Source organism: Pseudomonas sp. LAMO17WK12:I1 (assembly GCF_900177315.1).
Classification (GTDB): Bacteria; Pseudomonadota; Gammaproteobacteria; order Pseudomonadales; family Pseudomonadaceae; genus Aquipseudomonas; species Aquipseudomonas marginalis.
This window is the reverse complement of sequence record NZ_FWZV01000001.1, coordinates 197,727-212,516: the sequence shown is the minus strand read 5'-3', so window position 1 is coordinate 212,516 and position 14,790 is coordinate 197,727. Positions and strand designations below refer to the sequence as shown.

Genomic DNA, 14,790 nt, shown 5'->3' with positions numbered 1-14,790 from the left:
GCGTGCCTCGAAAAAAGTTGGATTAAAGGGCGTTCAAGCCCTGCAACAGCGCCTGGTGAAACTTCGCCGGCTCTTCCATCTGCGGCGCATGGCCCAGGCCTGGAAACTCCACCAGTGTGGCGTGGGGAATCAGCTTGGCCACTTGCTTGCCCAATACCGCGTAGTTGCCGATCCTGGCCTTGACCGCCGGCGGCGCAATGTCTTTGCCAATGGCGGTGGTGTCGGCGGTCCCGATCAGCAACAGGGTAGGCATCTGCAGATGCTTGAACTCGTAGTACACCGGTTGGGTGAAGATCATGTCGTAAATCAATGCCGAGTTCCATGCGACCAGCGTATGCCCTGGGCCATTGCTCAGGCCGGCGTACATGTCGACCCAGCGCTCGTACTCCGGCTTCCAGCGTCCGACGTAATAGGTATTGAGTTGGTACTTGCGAATCCCCTCGGCACTGACTTTCTGCTCCCGCGCATACCATTGGTCGACGCTGAGCGTGGGCACGCCCAGGGCTTTCCAGTCTTCCAGGCCGATGGGATTGACCAGCCCGAGCTGCTCGGTCTGCTCGGGGTACATCAGCGCATAACGGGTGGCGAGCATGCCGCCGGTGGAATGGCCGAGCAGCGTGGCCTTCTGAATGCCGAGTTTTTCCAGCAGTTGGTGGGTGTTGAGGGCCAATTGCTGGAAGCTGTACTGGTAGTGGTCGGGCTTGCTGGAACTGCAGAAGCCGATCTGGTCCGGTGCAATCACCCGGTAACCGGCGTCGCTCAAGGCCTTGATCGTGCTTTCCCAGGTGGCGCCGCAAAAGTTCTTGCCATGCATCAGCACTACGCTGCGACCGTTGGGTTGCCCCTTGGCCGGCACGTCCATGTAGCCCATTTGCAGGGATTTACCTTGGGATTGGAATTGGAAATGTTCGAGGGGATAGGGGTATTGGAAGCCTTGCAGCTCAGGGCCATAGCTGGCGGCGAACGCCGGGGCGATGCTGGCCGTCAGCAGGCCGGCGATGCAAAAGGCACGGGATAGAGGCATGGGCGGGGCTCCGAACAGGGTGCTCGGATGCTGTTTGCGGGGGATTAACGGGGGATTAACACCCACTGCAAGGTCACGGCGGCGAGCACCGCGTATCGCAGGCCCTTGGCCAGGGTCACCAGCAGCAGGAACCGCCACAACGGTTCACGCATCACCCCGGCCACCAACGTCAGCGGGTCGCCAATGACCGGCAGCCAACTGAGCAGCAGCGTCCAATGCCCCCAGCGCTGGTAATGATGGCGGGCCTTTTCCAGCTGCTTGTCGCTGACCGGAAACCAGCGACGCTGCTTGAAGTGCTCCACCCAGCGCCCCAGCCACCAATTGACCAGCGAGCCGAGGACATTGCCCAGGGTGGCGATACCCAGCAGCAGCCACAGGCTGTAATGCCCGCTGATCAACAGGCCAACCAGCACCGCTTCCGATTGCAGGGGCAGTAACGTCGCCGCGCCAAATGCGGCGAGAAACAGCCCCAGGTAACCCATCGGCACCGATCAGTGCGCCGGGTAGTCCGCCACCACCACATCCTGGCCGTCGCGGGTCAGGCCGATGACTTGATAGGCCTCGGCATGGCCGTCCATTTCCATGCCGGGCGAACCCATGGGCATGCCCGGTGCGGCGATACCCTGCAGGTCGTCGCGCTTGCGCAAGGCCAGTACCTGCTCGGCGGGCACATGGCCTTCGACGAACTTGCCGTCGATCACGGCGGTATGGCACGAGCCCAGGCGCGGGGCCACGCCCAGCCGCTGCTTGACCGCGCTCATGTCGGCTTCGACATGGTCATTGACCTTGAAGCCGTTGCTTTCCAGGTGGCTGATCCACTTTTTGCAGCAGCCACAATGGGCGTCGCGGTGCACATCGATGGGGATCAGGTCGGCGGCCTGGGCCAGGGTGGTGGTGAACAGCGCTGAAAGCAGGGCCAATCGCAATGGGGTTTTCATTGGGGTCTCGTCCAATACGGGCAGTAAGCCGGGCATTCTCCCTGCTTTTATCCGTGGGACGTCGGGTTAATGTTTCAAAATTATACGGAGAGCGAGTTTTCCATCCGTTGCTTGAGCCGGTCCAGTGCAATCGCCGACAGCTCGATCATGCGTTCATGGAGGCTGGCCAACTGCAATTCGGTTTCATAGGTCAGCACGCGCTTGAACAGGGTGCCGTCGCGAAAGGGCTGCAAAAAGTAATGGATCGAACCGTCGACGGCCAGTGAGGTGAACACTGTCTTGAACTCGTCGGGACGCCGGGCGATCTGTACGCGGTAGCTCATGGGCACGCGTACTCCGAGCAGGTCGATCATTTCGGTAAAACGTGCGCCGGCGGGGAGGGGGCCGCTGGTGCCGGTGTCGGCACCGAGGGAGGTGGGGTGCCATTCGTGCCAGCGATCCGGTTGGGTCACATAGTCGTAGACGGCATCGATAGGGGCCTGGATAAAACGTTCCTGACTGATCCGTTCCAAGCGGACCGACTGCTCGACAGCGCGCATGGCACACCTCCTGTGTGGCTGTGAACTGTCAGAATAGTCCCACTCCCGCACATTGCACGGGAGTGTTTCAGCCATTTATCAGCGCACCTTGAACCGGCCCATCAACGCAATCACCCGGCCATTGGCGTCCAGCAGGCTTTGTGTATTGGTTTGCGTGGCATGGCCGCTTTGCACCAGCTCTTCGACCATATGTCGGATATGCACCATGCTGCGGTTGATCTCCTCGGTCACCGCGCTTTGCTGCTCGGCAGCGGTGGCGATCTGGGTGCTGAGGTCATTGATATGGCTGACCGAACCGGCCATCTCGTCGAGCCCGGTGTTCACCCGTGCCGTGGCATCCGCCGCCGACTGGCAGCTGGCCTGGGTGTTTTCCATGGCCGCCACCGACGAACTGACACCGGTGGTCAGGCGTGCGAGCATTTCATTGATCTGCGAAGTGCTGGCCTGGGTACGCGCCGCCAGGGCGCGGACTTCGTCGGCCACCACCGCAAAACCACGACCCTGCTCGCCGGCCCGCGCGGCTTCAATCGCGGCGTTGAGGGCCAGCAGGTTGGTCTGGCCGGCAATCGCGCCGATCACGCCGAGGGTTTCGGTGATGCGCGCGGCGTCCTGGCGCATGTTCTCGACGGTGTGAGTGGCACTGGCGACTTCGCCGATCAGCGCACTGACGCTGGTGGACGCTTCACCCACCACCACGCGGGAGCGGTCGGCGTGTTCGTTGGCGCGCTGGGTGAACGAAGCGGTTTGCGCCGCGTTCTGCGCCACCGTATCGGCGGTGGAACTCATCTCGGTGATGGCGGTAACGGTCTGGTCGGTCTCCGAGGCGTGGCGCACCAGGATGCTGTTGGTGTGCGCCGAGGTTTGCTGCAATTGCTCAAGGCCCGATGACATGGCGCCAGTGGCCTGGGTCACTTCGCCGATCATGTCTTGCAGGTAGACGATAAAGCGGTTCACCGAATGGCCGATGGCGCCCAGTTCGTCTTCGGCGCGGATGGTGATGCGCCGCGTCAGGTCGGCATCGCCGGTGGACAGTGCGTCGATGTTGGTCTTCAGGATTTTCATGCGCTGCACCAATTGGCGGATCGCATACACCGCCAGCAGCACCAGCAGCAACACCATGGGGATCTGCAACAGGGCCAGGCTGCCGAGTACGTCATCGCGCTGGGCGGTGATCAGCGAGGTGGGCAGGGCGGTGGCGAGGAACCACGGCGTGCCTTCGATGGGGCGCATGTAGAAGGTACTGGCCACGCCCTGGTTGTCGAACTCGTTGCGCTGTAAGGCCTGGTCGCGATGGGCCAGGGCCTTGCTGACCTGGGCGGCAAAGGCCGAGGTCCCGGTCAGTTCACTGATGTTCTTCAACACCACCGGGCTGCTCAGGCGCGTGCTGTTGCTGATGATCTTGCCATCGCCTTCGACGATCAGCATTTGCCCGCCGATGTCCTTTTCCTTGCTGGCTACCAGTTCGTTGAAGAAACCCAGGGTCACGTCGATGGTGGCCACGCCGTACGCCGCGCCGTCACGCTGGATCGCCATGGCGCAGTTGGTGCGCGGCTCCTGGCTGGCGTCGTCCTTGTAGGCCGCGGCCCAGGCACATTGGCCACGTGGCGACGCGAGGCCGCCCTTGTACCAGCTCTGGTCGTAATAGTTGGGGGCAGGATCGCTGTTCCAGAAGGTGTTCACTGCCAGCTTGCCCGAGGCATCGCGGTGCCAGAAGGTGCTGTGCTTATTGCGCCCCGGCGTGCGCTGGTTGGGCAGCGGCCAGATACCGCCGCCGAAGACCTTCAGCTCACCATATTGGTCGACCAGGCCGGGCAGGACCTTGTCGATGGCATCGCTGTCGAGCAGGGGAATGGTCTGGGTGATGGTGCGTTGCTGGGACTGAACCTTGTTGAGTTCGCCCTGGATCTGCTCGGCCACCTCACTGATGCGGTTGAGCACCACCTGTTCCTCGGTATGGCGCAGCGTGGGCGCGACCAGTTGGCCGATGCCGACGACCGTCAACACGAACAACACCAGGACGAACAGCACCAGGAACAGGGTATAGCGAGCTTGGATGGAGCGCAGTGGGGGCATGGGGGTCGTCCTTACGAAGCGTTTATTATCGACGCGGCTGTTTTGGAGCTTCGTAGGGCTATCGGCTTGGCGAGGAAGAGCTTTAGGTACGGGGGTGCCAAATCAGGTTTTTAACATGGCGAGGCCAGCAGCTGCCTCGCCATGGGGATTACCGCTTATCGAATCAATGCCTGGCCTGCCGGCGCTGCATTAGTTCCCGCGACCTTGAGGGCTGGGTGTCCATAAGTAGGACTCCCTCAAGGGTTTGCCCATTTCTGCATTCAGGGCGTTCTCAGTGAAGTGTTTCGGATTGGTTACACGCGCTGATGTCGAAGGAGGGGTGCCGTCCTCGGAAGGTTCTTCAACGTAGGGTAAACCGACGGCTTGACGTTCACCATTCTCGACAAGGCCGTCGTCCCCCGGCGCTTCGCGGGTGTACCCCGGCTCAGTTGTACCGGTTGCGTAGGTGTAGGCGTGGTTTATCTCATGGGCGAGACCGGTTACGGGCACCATTGTGTTGGTACGCTCGGCGTTTTCGATAATAGATGGCGGGTCATAGCGAATGATGCCGCGAGTGACGCGGAAACCGGGAACGCCATCCGTGATATGCCCGTAGGTTCCGGCTTCTGCGCTTTCGCGCTCCTCGGGCGTCAATTCATCCAGTTCACTACCGCCAGGAATGTAGTCGGTACCGCCGTTCCCGATTGGCTCAATGGTGACCTTGCCGCCATTTGTTACCGCGAGCTCATCCATTTGTTTGAGTGCTTGTTGCCCTATGGGTGAACTGCGCAGAAATTCAAAATCGTCGGCGACGCGCTGCTTGAAAGCCTGTGCGTCCTCCTCCGGGGTCTGAGGGGGAGTTTCTACACTGAATCCCAGGTTGCCGGCATTGCTTGGCTTCACTTCGGTGAAAGTCGAACCCCTGGTGCGGTCGAAACCATCCGTGGCCTTGGCGTAGATAAGGTCCTTGCGCTGGTTGTTCCAGATAGTGTCGTTTCCTTTGCCGGTGTAGAAGGTCGTGCGCTCGTACCCTGCAAGGACGTCGTCGCCATTGCCCCCATGTGCAACGGTATGTCCGCTGCCTGAGAGAAGTACATCGTTGTCGTCGCCACCGTCCAGATAGGTCTGCCTGGTGGAGGGGCCAAAGCCTGCAATGAGCAGGTCCTTGCCTTTATTGCCGTACATTACGCCATTGCCGGGACCTCCCATGATTGTGTCATCGCCGTCGTTGCCCTCGGCATAACCCAGTCCGCTGCCCAACTGCAGGATATCGTTGCCAGCCCCTCCGAAAAGCCTGCTGCGACCTCCGCCCGCCTGGAGATAATCGTTGCCGTCGCCGCCTTGCACGCTCACGCGAAGCTTGACGTCATCGTCGATGATGACCGTGTCGTCACCGCCGTGGCTTTCGATGAATAGCTCGTGCTCGCTTCTTTCGTTTGTATTGATATCGACTAAATGCGGTTTATCGTTGATGAAGATCTGCAGCTTGTCCACCGACCAACTGCGCACGTGGATACGGTCGGCGGCATTACCGGTTTGCAGGTGCAGATAACTGGTCAGGATCTCCGGTTTTTCGGGGTCAGATGGGTCCCAGTCAACGACCCTGCTGATTTTGGTGTCACCGTCTACAAGCAGCGTGTGGGTGCGGCGGTTCACGATGCCTGGCGTCAGGTCGGTGGGAGGGGTGAAGTGCGAAACGTTTGTTTCAGCGAAAGGCCGGGGGAGTTGGGCGTAGAGTCCGGATGTCAAGGAGTGGGCAAGTGCAGATAACATCGGTATGTCCTCTGGGGTGGCGTGTAAGGGCACCCTGATTACGTATCAGGGTTGCTATTACGTGGAACTCCGACTGAGAAGGTTCCCCGCCCCCGGAGGGGCTTTAGTGCTAAACGTGTTGGCGTCGGAGCACCGCAAACCGGGTGCCCCTTGAGCTTGGCCGTCAGATATCCAGCATGGCCATCACCTCTGCGGGATAGCGCAGGCCGGCACTTGCATCGGCCGGAAAGATCCTCTCCAGTGCCGCCAGTTCAGCCGCGCCGAGGCGGATTGACACGGCCTCCACGTTCTCCTGCAGGTACTTGCGCTGCTTGGTGCCAGGAATCGGAATAATGAAGTCGCCTTGTGCCAACACCCACGCCAGCGCCAGTTGCCCGGCGGTGACGCCTTTGTCGGCTGCGAGGGTTTGAACCTGCTTGACCAGTTGCAGGTTCTTCGCGAAGTTCTCGCCCTGGAAGCGTGGGTTGGTGCGACGGTAGTCATCGGCATCGAAATCCGCCGGGCTTTTCAGGGCGCCCGTCAGAAAGCCTCGGCCCAGCGGGCTGTAAGGCACAAACGCGATGCCCAGGCGTTGGCAGGCCGCGAGGCAGCCGTTGCTTTCCTGGTCGCGGCTCCACAGGGAATATTCGCTTTGCAGGGCGCTGATCGGGTGCACCTTATGGGCGCGCTCCAGCGTGGCGGCGGATGCCTCGCTCAGCCCCAGGTAACGCACCTTGCCTTGCTGCACCAAGTCGGCCATGGCTCCGACGGTTTCTTCGATGGCCACCTGCGGGTCGATTCGGTGCTGGTAGTACAGGTCCAGGGTGTCCACGCCCAGGCGCTGCAAGGTGCCGTTGATGGCATCGCGAATGTACTCGGGGCGACCGTTCACTCCACGCACCGCCGGATTGGCCGGTTCACGCACAATGCCGAACTTGCTCGCCAGGAACACCTGGTCACGTTTGCCGGCAATGGCTTTGCCGATCAGTTGCTCATTGGTGTGGGGGCCGTACATATCGGCGGTATCAAGGAAATTGACGCCCAACTCCAAGGCGCGATGCAGCGTGGCAGTGGCCTCCGAGGTGTCGGTGCCGGGGGCGTAGAAATCACTCATGCCCATGCAGCCGAGGCCGATGGCACTGACGTGAGGACCGTTCTTACCGAGTTGACGAGTGTGCATGGGTGCAGCTCCTGATGAGGTAGGACGGCATTGTTGCCCTCGACAAAACCGGGATAAACCGGCTAAAAGCACTATCACTATTGATAATTTCTAAATAATCCTCCTGGAGTCGGCCCTTGGATCGTTTTAACGCCATGCGGGTGTTTACCCGGATTGTCGAGTTGGGCGGATTTGCCAAGGCCGCCGACAGCCTGCAACTGCCCCGCGCGTCGGTGACCATCCTGATCAAGCAACTGGAGGCGCACCTGGGCGTGCAGTTGCTGCAGCGCACCACGCGCCAGGTCAGCCCGACCCTGGACGGCGCGGCGTATTACCAGCGCTGCGTACAGCTGCTCACCGACCTGGAGGAAACCGAGGCGGTGTTCTCCACTCGCCGCCAGAACCCACGCGGCACCCTGAGCGTGGATATGCCTTCGGGGATCGGGCGCCTGATTGTGATTCCCGCGTTGCCGGCGTTCACCGCGCGCTATCCGCAGATCGAATTGGACATCGGCCTGAACGACCGCCCGGTGGACCTGATCCGCGAAGGTGTGGATTGCGTGCTGCGCGGCGGTCCGGCGCTGGATGAGTCGCTGGTGGCCAGGCCTTTGGCAATGATGGACCAGCTGACCCTGGCGAGCCCCGGGTACCTGGAGCGCATGGGCATACCGGCGGGCCTCGACGACCTGGCCAATCACCAGATGGTCGAGTATGTCTCCACGGCCAGTGGCAAGCGGTTCGGCCTGGAGTTCCTGGTCGACAACGCCGTGCACTCGATCCAGTTGCCCAAGCGCGTGGCGGTCAACAGCTCCGATGGTTATTTCGCTGCGTGCGAAGCCGGCTATGGCCTGATTCAGGCGCCGCACTATCATGCGATGCGGCAACTGGCCGAGGGCCGCCTGGTGCCCGTACTGGCGCAGTTGCCCGTGCCGACAATGGCGCTGACGGCGCTGTATCCGCCCCATCGCCAGTTGTCACAGCGGGTCAGGGTGTTTGTGGACTGGCTGGTCGAACTGTGTGGCCAGCCGGGCACCGGTTTGCACCGCTAGGCCTGGGCCTTGCGGTAAGCGCCGGGTTGCTGCCCGGTCACTTTGTGGAAGGCGCGGGTAAACGCCGCCACGGACTGATAACCCACCGCCACTGCGACATCCGCGACGGTCTGGTCCTGCTTGAACAATTGGCAGGCGTGGCGCATGCGCATCATCAGCAGCACCTGACCGGGCGACTGCCCGCACAATTCAGTGAAGCGCTTGAAAAACGCCGAGCGCGACAAGCCGGTGCAGGCCGCCATGCTTTCCAGGGTCCAGGCGTCTGCCGGGCGGGCGATCAAGTGTTCCAGCAGGTTCGCGAACGCCGGCTGGCGCCCCAGTGCGGCGAGGCCACCGAGTGCGTGGTTATCCAGCACTTGCTGGCGCAGTACATACAGGAACAACAGGTGGCACAGGCGCTCGAGCAAGGCCGCGGAAGGCGCCGGGTCGCGCTGGCACTCCTGCAGGATCAGCTCGAACAGGTTGCGGGCGGCCGTCAGCGAGGGGTCGCCGGCCCGCAGGACGATCCACGCGGGCAGGGTATCGACGATCATCGCCGACAAGCCCGACTGGAAGTGAAAGAACCCGCACACCAGCCCCACGCCGTCGCTGGCGCCGTTGTCCAGGGGCAGCATCGGGCGTCGCGGACACTCCCGCGCGCCGGCCGCCGTGGCTGCTCCGGACAACCGATACTCAAGGTCACGGAGCAGGAACACCGCGTCGCCGTTGTTCAACTCGACGGGCGTGGGTTCGCCGGCGATATGCAGCCAGCACTCGCCCTGCACGATCAGATGGAAACTCGCGCGCGCCAGGCCGTGGGTGCTGGCATGCCAATCGCCGCAATAGCGCCCGACATGGAACAGGCTGGTGTTGAGTTCGAGGCTGTCTAATAACCAATCGACAAGGGCACTGGAAGAATTCATCTAATGGAAAGACTCAAGAGCAAGTAATCGCTACTTTAGCCTATTGAGAGGATTTCTTATAACCAACAGACTGGATACACGAACCCTCAGGAGACCGCTCCATGTCCCGTGTACCGCTGCTCACCCCGCAAACCGCGCCACCCGCCGCCAAGCCGCTGCTGGAAAATGCGCTGAAAGCCTCGGGCTTCATCCCCAATCTGCTGGCCGTGCTGGCCAATGCCCCGGCGGCGCTGGAAACCTACATCACCGTCTCGGGCCTGAACGCCAAGGCCGAGCTGAGCCTGGCCGATCGCGAAGTGGTGCAGTTGATTGCCGCCACCACCCACGGCTGCGATTTCTGCGTCGCCGGCCACACCGCCGTGGCGCGCAACAAGGCCAAGCTGCCGGAAGAGGTGATCGACGCCCTGCGCCAGCGCGGCGAATTGCCCAATGCCCGGTATGAGACACTCGCTGCCTTTACCCGGGAAGTCATTGCCACCCGTGGCGATGTCAGCGACGCCGGTTTTGACGCGTTCCGCGCCGCCGGTTACACCGAAGGCCAGGCCCTGGAAGTTATTTTGGGAGTGAGCCTGGCAACCCTGTGCAACTTCGCTAACGTGTTTGCCCGTACCCCGCTGAACCCGGAGCTGGCGCAATACCGTTGGGAAAAACCGGCCAGCTGAATGGCTGATGGTCCCGCTGCTTTGACAAGGAGAAACATGAATGCTTGACCCGATCTTGAGCCGTTGGCTCGATGTTCAAGCGCAGGCCCTGGATGTGGGCAGTTGCGATCCCCAGGAAGTGCTGCCCCGGCTGGCAGAGGCCAACGTACTGCGTATCGGTGTGCCAAAAGCCTTCGGCGGCCTGGGCGGCGATGTGGCCGGTGCAGTCGAGGCCATCGCCCATGTCGCCAGCCATTCGTTGGCGGCGGCGTTTGTGTGCTGGGGCCAGCGCTCGTTTATCGAGTATTTGCTGCAGAGCCCGAATGAGCGGCTGCGCGAGCAATTGCTGCCGGACCTGCTCAGCGGCAGGCTGGCGGGGGCCACCGGTTTGTCGAATGCCATGAAGTTCCTGTCGGGCATCGAGACGCTGCAGATCAGCGCCGAGCCCACCGATCACGGCTGGACCCTCAACGGTCGCCTGCACTGGGTGACCAACCTGCGCAAGAACGGCTTTGTCGCGGCGGCGGCGGTCGAGCATGCCGGCGGCGGCGCGCCGTTTATCCTGGCGATCCCGGATTCGGTGGCTGGCCTGCAACGTTCCGGCGACCTGGAACTGCTCGGCCTGCAATCGAGCAACACCGCAGCCCTGGGCCTGGAAGGTGTCGAGCTGAGTCGCGAGTGGTTGCTGCACGAGGATGCACGCAAGTTCCTGCCGGCCGTGCGCCCGGCGTTCCTGGGTTTGCAGTGCGGTATGTCGATCGGCCTGGCCCGGCGCTCGCTGGCGGAAGTCGCCCATCACCTGGGCGCGGCCCGCACGGTGCTGCGCGAAGAACTCGAAGGGTTGCGCGGGACCTTGGATCACCTGGTGACCGAGCTGCAGAATGGCCTGCTCGCCGGGCGCTTCGCCGCCGAGCCGGTGGCGCTGTTCAAGTTGCGCATCGGCCTGGCCGAAACCGCCGCCAGCGCGGTGCAGCTGGAACTGCAGGCCAGTGGCGGCAAGGCTTACCTCACGGCCCATGGCAGTGGGTTTGCGCGGCGCTGGCGGGAGTCGGCATTTGTGCCGATCGTCACGCCCAGCCTGGTGCAATTGCGCACCGAGTTGCAACGCCAGGCCAACCTGTGAGCCCGGTGGTATTGAGTGCCCGGGGCATTGGCCTGGGGTACGCCGGCGGCCCGGTGCTGCAAGGCTTCGACCTGCAATTGCAGCGCGGTGAAGTGGTGTCGATCCTGGGCCCCAGCGGGGTCGGCAAGTCCAGCCTGTTGCGGGTGCTCGCCGGTTTGCAGACGCCCCAGGAAGGCAAGGTGCAGGTGTTGGGCGAGCCGTTGAGCGGCCCCCATCCACGTGTCGCCGTAGCGTTCCAGGACCCCAGCCTGTTGCCGTGGTTGAGCCTGGAAAAGAACGTCGCGTTCGGCCTGGATTTCGCCCGCCAGCCGCACCTGAGCGCTGATGAGCGCCGCCGGCGCGTCGACCACGCCATCGCGGCGGTTGGCCTGGAGCACGCCCGCCAGCAATTTCCGGCGCAGCTGTCCGGCGGCATGGCCCAGCGCACCGCGTTGGCCCGTTGCCTGGCACGCCAGCCCCAGGTGCTGTTGCTGGATGAGCCCTTCGGTGCGCTGGATGAAGTGACCCGTGCCGATATGCAGCACCTGTTGCTCAAGGTCAACCGTGAGCAGGGTTCGGCGGCGGTGTTGATCACCCATGACATCGACGAAGCGCTGCTGTTGTCCGACCGCATCCTGCTGCTGGGCAACCGCCCGGCGCGGACGCTGGGCGAATGGCGTATCGACCTGCCGCAACCGCGGGAAGAACAGGTGGAAGCCATCGGCGCGCTGCGCATCGAGATTCTTAAAACCCTACGGCAGGCGAGCCGCCCTCAACCCCAAACCCTTGACCTGCCGGAGCCCAGCCATGTGCCTGGATGACCTGACCCACTCGCGCCGTGACTTTCTCAAACTTTCCGCGGTACTCAGTGCCGCCGGCGCCTTGCCGCTGCTGAGCAGCCTGCAGGCCCGCGCCGCCAGCGAGCCGGATGCGCCGGTGCGCATCGGCTACCTGCCGATCACCGACGCGACGCCCTTGCTGGTGGCGCATAACAACGGCCTGTTCGAAGCCGAAGGCATCAAGGCCGAGCGTCCGGTGTTGCTGCGCAGTTGGGCGCAGGTGATCGAGGCGTTTATCTCCGGGCAGGTCAACGTGATCCACCTGCTGTCGCCGATGACCGTGTGGGCGCGCTATGGCAGCCAGGTGCCGGCCAAGGTGGTGGCGTGGAACCATGTGGGCGGTTCGGGGCTCACCGTGGCACCGGGTATTACCGAGGTGAAGCAACTGGGCGGCAAGTCGGTGGCGATCCCGTTCTGGTATTCGATCCATAACGTGGTGGTGCAGCAACTGTTCCGCGACAACGGCCTGACCCCGGTGGCGCGTGCCGCCGGCAGTGCGATCGGCGCCAATGAAGTCAACCTGATCGTGCTGCCGCCTTCGGACATGCCGCCGGCCCTGGCCAGCCAGCGCATCGACGGCTATATCGTCGCCGAGCCGTTCAACGCCCTGGCGGAGAACCTCAAGGTCGGGCGTGTGCAGCGGTTTACCGGCGACGTGTGGCGCAATCACGCGTGCTGCGTGGTGTTCATGCACGAACACGACCTGAACAATCGCCCGGAGTGGTCGCAGAAAGTCGTGAATGCGATCGTCAAGGCCCAGGTCTGGACCCGTGATAACCGCGCAGAGGCGGTGAAACTGCTGTCCAAGGACGGCCCGAACCGCTACACGCCACATGCCGAGCCGGTGTTGAGCAAAGTCCTGGCGCCAGCCGCTGCCGACCGCGCGGCCTACCTGGCCGATGGCGCGATCCGGCATGCCGACTGGGACGAGCACCGCATCGACTTCCAGCCCTATCCATTCCCCAGCTACACCGAGGAATTGGTGCGACGCTTGAAGGACACGCTGATCGAGGGGGACAAGAAATTCCTCGCCGACCTGGACCCGGCCTTTGTCGCCAAGGATCTGGTGGATGACCGTTTTGTGCGCAACGCCATCCAAGCGGTGGGCGGCATGGGCACCTTCGGTTTGCCCGAGGGCTTTGAGCGGACCGAGGAGATTGGCGTTTGAGCAACCGCAGAGTCCCGGGCTGGTTGCTCGGGTTGAGTGGCCTGGCCGGCCTGTTGTTGCTGTGGTGGCTGGGGGTGAAGGTGTGGGGCGATGGGGGCGGCCTGGCGGCGCGTTTTTCGCTGGCCGCCACCTTCAGCAGCCTGTGGGAATTGCTGGGGCGCGGTGAGCTGTATCTGCATATTGTCGTGAGCCTCAAGCGTATCTTCGTCGGGCTGTTCCTGGCCTTGCTGGTGGGGGTGCCGCTGGGGCTGCTGGTGGGCAGTTCGCGCAACCTGGAAGCGGCGACCACGCCGGCCTTCCAGTTTCTGCGGATGATCTCACCGCTGTCCTGGATGCCCATCGTGGTGATGCTGATGGGGGTAGGGGACCAACCGATCTACTTCCTGCTGGCGTTTGCCGCGGTGTGGCCGATCATGCTCAACACCGCCGCCGGCGTGCGCCAACTCGACCCGCGTTGGCTGCAGTTGAGCAGCAGCCTGAGCGCCACGCGCTGGGAAACCTTGCGCCGGGTGATCATCCCTGGCGTGGTGGGCCACGTGCTGACCGGCGTACGGCTGGCCATCGGGATCCTGTGGATCGTGCTGGTGCCGTGCGAAATGCTCGGGGTCAGCGCGGGGCTCGGCTACTACATCCTGGATACCCGTGATCGCCTGGCCTATTCGGAACTGATGGCGATGGTGTTGCTGATCGGGCTGTTGGGGTTTGCCCTGGATGCGCTTGCACGCGGGTTGCATCAGCGCTGGGCGCATGGGGGGAGCCAGTGACGGCATGGCCTGAGCCCGGCGGCCCGCCGTCGTCGGGGTGAGCGGCACACCGGAGGAGCCAAAGCTTTTCATCACCTGTAACATAAGACCCCGTCGACCCCGTGCATCCCGTCGCCGGGTATGTGCCTGGCGTGTTCGGCGATACACAGTGAATACATTCTTCCGGTTCAGGAACCCGTCATGACCCAAAAGCAACGCTTGAAATACTCGATCCTGATCGCCCTGGCGGTATTGGCGACGATGTTTGGCCTGTCCTACCTGCAGAACATCGGGTTTATCAGTGAGAAGACGTTCCAGACCATCGCCATCGCCGTCGCGGTCGTCGTGGTGGTGATCAACGGCATCATGCGCCGCAAGGTCAAGCTTTAAGGTCCGCCTCAGCTTCGAGCGTCGAGTACCTTGGCAGCCTCTTCATGGAGGCTGTAGCTTTTATCTGCGTTAAGGGTGATCACGCCTTCGCTGCACAGGCGCTTGAGCACCTCGCGCACACTCAGGAACGACAACGGGATCCCCAGCTCCAGCAAATGGCTGTGCACGCCACGTACCCCCAGGGTGCGCTGGTTGTCGGCGGCGGTGAGCAGGGCGTCGATGACCTTCAGCCGGATCAGGCTGGTGCGCAGGCCGAAACACTTGAGCAGGTGGCGAATACGCTGGTTGCCTTGCTGTTCGGGGGGGTTGCCGAACGCTTGGGCGCCGTTGCCAAATTGGCTGTCGGCTGCGGGTGGATGTCCGTCCGTGGGCACTTGCGGGTTGTACATGCAAAAACTCCTTATCAGAGCCTGATCAGGAAAATGATGGCGCTCTTAGTCAATAAGACGAACGAGCGTGCTAAATCATGAAGGGCGTGATGTAGAAAATTTG

16 protein-coding genes are annotated in these 14,790 nt (G+C 62.7%); 7 read left to right on the top strand and 9 right to left on the bottom strand.

What is annotated here, in order from left to right; all coding sequences use genetic code 11:
* Nucleotides 1–22: 22 nt before the first annotated feature.
* The 7 genes from B9N88_RS00990 to B9N88_RS00960 form a co-directional block, all read right to left on the bottom strand.
* Nucleotides 23–1,024, bottom strand: a complete 1,002-nt coding sequence (locus tag B9N88_RS00990; RefSeq protein ID WP_027606737.1) for an alpha/beta fold hydrolase — start codon at nt 1,022–1,024, stop codon at nt 23–25.
* 44 nt (nt 1,025–1,068) lie between these two features.
* Nucleotides 1,069–1,506, bottom strand: a complete 438-nt coding sequence (locus B9N88_RS00985; RefSeq protein WP_027606736.1) for a YqaA family protein — start codon at nt 1,504–1,506, stop codon at nt 1,069–1,071.
* A 9-nt stretch (nt 1,507–1,515) separates the two neighbouring features.
* Entirely contained in the window at nt 1,516–1,962 is a 447-nt protein-coding gene (locus B9N88_RS00980) for a DUF411 domain-containing protein (protein WP_027606735.1), read from the bottom strand.
* A gap of 80 nt (nt 1,963–2,042) precedes the next feature.
* The gene (locus B9N88_RS00975) at nt 2,043–2,501 is read right to left on the bottom strand and encodes an SRPBCC family protein (RefSeq protein WP_027606734.1); all 459 of its coding nucleotides are present in this window, start codon (nt 2,499–2,501) and stop codon (nt 2,043–2,045) included.
* Between the two features lie 78 nt (nt 2,502–2,579).
* The gene (locus tag B9N88_RS00970) at nt 2,580–4,574 is read right to left on the bottom strand and encodes a methyl-accepting chemotaxis protein (protein ID WP_027606733.1); all 1,995 of its coding nucleotides are present in this window, start codon (nt 4,572–4,574) and stop codon (nt 2,580–2,582) included.
* Nucleotides 4,575–4,763: 189 nt separating this feature from the next.
* Entirely contained in the window at nt 4,764–6,326 is a 1,563-nt protein-coding gene (locus tag B9N88_RS00965) for a M91 family zinc metallopeptidase (protein ID WP_081744448.1), read from the bottom strand.
* Nucleotides 6,327–6,489: 163 nt separating this feature from the next.
* Nucleotides 6,490–7,485: an aldo/keto reductase gene (locus B9N88_RS00960; RefSeq protein ID WP_027606732.1), complete on the bottom strand. Its 996-nt coding sequence runs from the start codon at nt 7,483–7,485 to the stop codon at nt 6,490–6,492.
* A 116-nt stretch (nt 7,486–7,601) separates the two neighbouring features.
* Between B9N88_RS00960 and B9N88_RS00955 the strand changes: the two genes are divergently transcribed.
* The gene (locus tag B9N88_RS00955; protein ID WP_027606731.1) at nt 7,602–8,513 is read left to right on the top strand and encodes a LysR family transcriptional regulator; all 912 of its coding nucleotides are present in this window, start codon (nt 7,602–7,604) and stop codon (nt 8,511–8,513) included.
* Here the strand turns inward: B9N88_RS00955 and B9N88_RS00950 are convergent.
* The gene (locus B9N88_RS00950) at nt 8,510–9,415 is read right to left on the bottom strand and encodes an AraC family transcriptional regulator (RefSeq protein WP_027606730.1); all 906 of its coding nucleotides are present in this window, start codon (nt 9,413–9,415) and stop codon (nt 8,510–8,512) included. The two genes, B9N88_RS00955 and B9N88_RS00950, sit on opposite strands and share 4 nt — an antisense overlap.
* Nucleotides 9,416–9,516: 101 nt before the next feature.
* Here B9N88_RS00950 and B9N88_RS00945 point away from each other — a divergent pair, with 101 nt between their 5' ends.
* From B9N88_RS00945 to B9N88_RS00920, 6 genes are all read left to right on the top strand, one after another.
* Complete coding sequence (locus B9N88_RS00945; protein WP_027606729.1) at nt 9,517–10,077, top strand: carboxymuconolactone decarboxylase family protein; 561 nt, start codon at nt 9,517–9,519, stop codon at nt 10,075–10,077.
* A gap of 40 nt (nt 10,078–10,117) precedes the next feature.
* Complete coding sequence (locus B9N88_RS00940; RefSeq protein ID WP_027606728.1) at nt 10,118–11,179, top strand: acyl-CoA dehydrogenase family protein; 1,062 nt, start codon at nt 10,118–10,120, stop codon at nt 11,177–11,179.
* Nucleotides 11,176–11,979, top strand: coding sequence for an ABC transporter ATP-binding protein (locus tag B9N88_RS00935; RefSeq protein WP_027606727.1), 804 nt, complete (start codon nt 11,176–11,178; stop codon nt 11,977–11,979). The genes B9N88_RS00940 and B9N88_RS00935 overlap by 4 nt, the downstream gene beginning before the upstream one ends.
* Nucleotides 11,966–13,165 (top strand): ABC transporter substrate-binding protein, encoded by a 1,200-nt coding sequence (locus B9N88_RS00930; protein WP_027606726.1) that lies wholly within the window; start codon nt 11,966–11,968, stop codon nt 13,163–13,165. Before B9N88_RS00935 ends, B9N88_RS00930 begins: the two co-directional genes overlap by 14 nt.
* Nucleotides 13,162–13,929 (top strand): ABC transporter permease, encoded by a 768-nt coding sequence (locus B9N88_RS00925; protein ID WP_027606725.1) that lies wholly within the window; start codon nt 13,162–13,164, stop codon nt 13,927–13,929. Before B9N88_RS00930 ends, B9N88_RS00925 begins: the two co-directional genes overlap by 4 nt.
* 180 nt (nt 13,930–14,109) lie before the next feature.
* Entirely contained in the window at nt 14,110–14,298 is a 189-nt protein-coding gene (locus B9N88_RS00920) for a hypothetical protein (protein ID WP_027606724.1), read from the top strand.
* An 8-nt stretch (nt 14,299–14,306) separates the two neighbouring features.
* Here the strand turns inward: B9N88_RS00920 and B9N88_RS00915 are convergent, their stop codons facing one another.
* Nucleotides 14,307–14,687 carry a fe2+ zn2+ uptake regulation protein gene (locus tag B9N88_RS00915; protein WP_027606723.1) on the bottom strand — a complete coding sequence of 127 codons (381 nt, stop codon included), beginning with the start codon at nt 14,685–14,687 and terminating at the stop codon, nt 14,307–14,309.
* Nucleotides 14,688–14,790 lie beyond the last annotated feature (103 nt).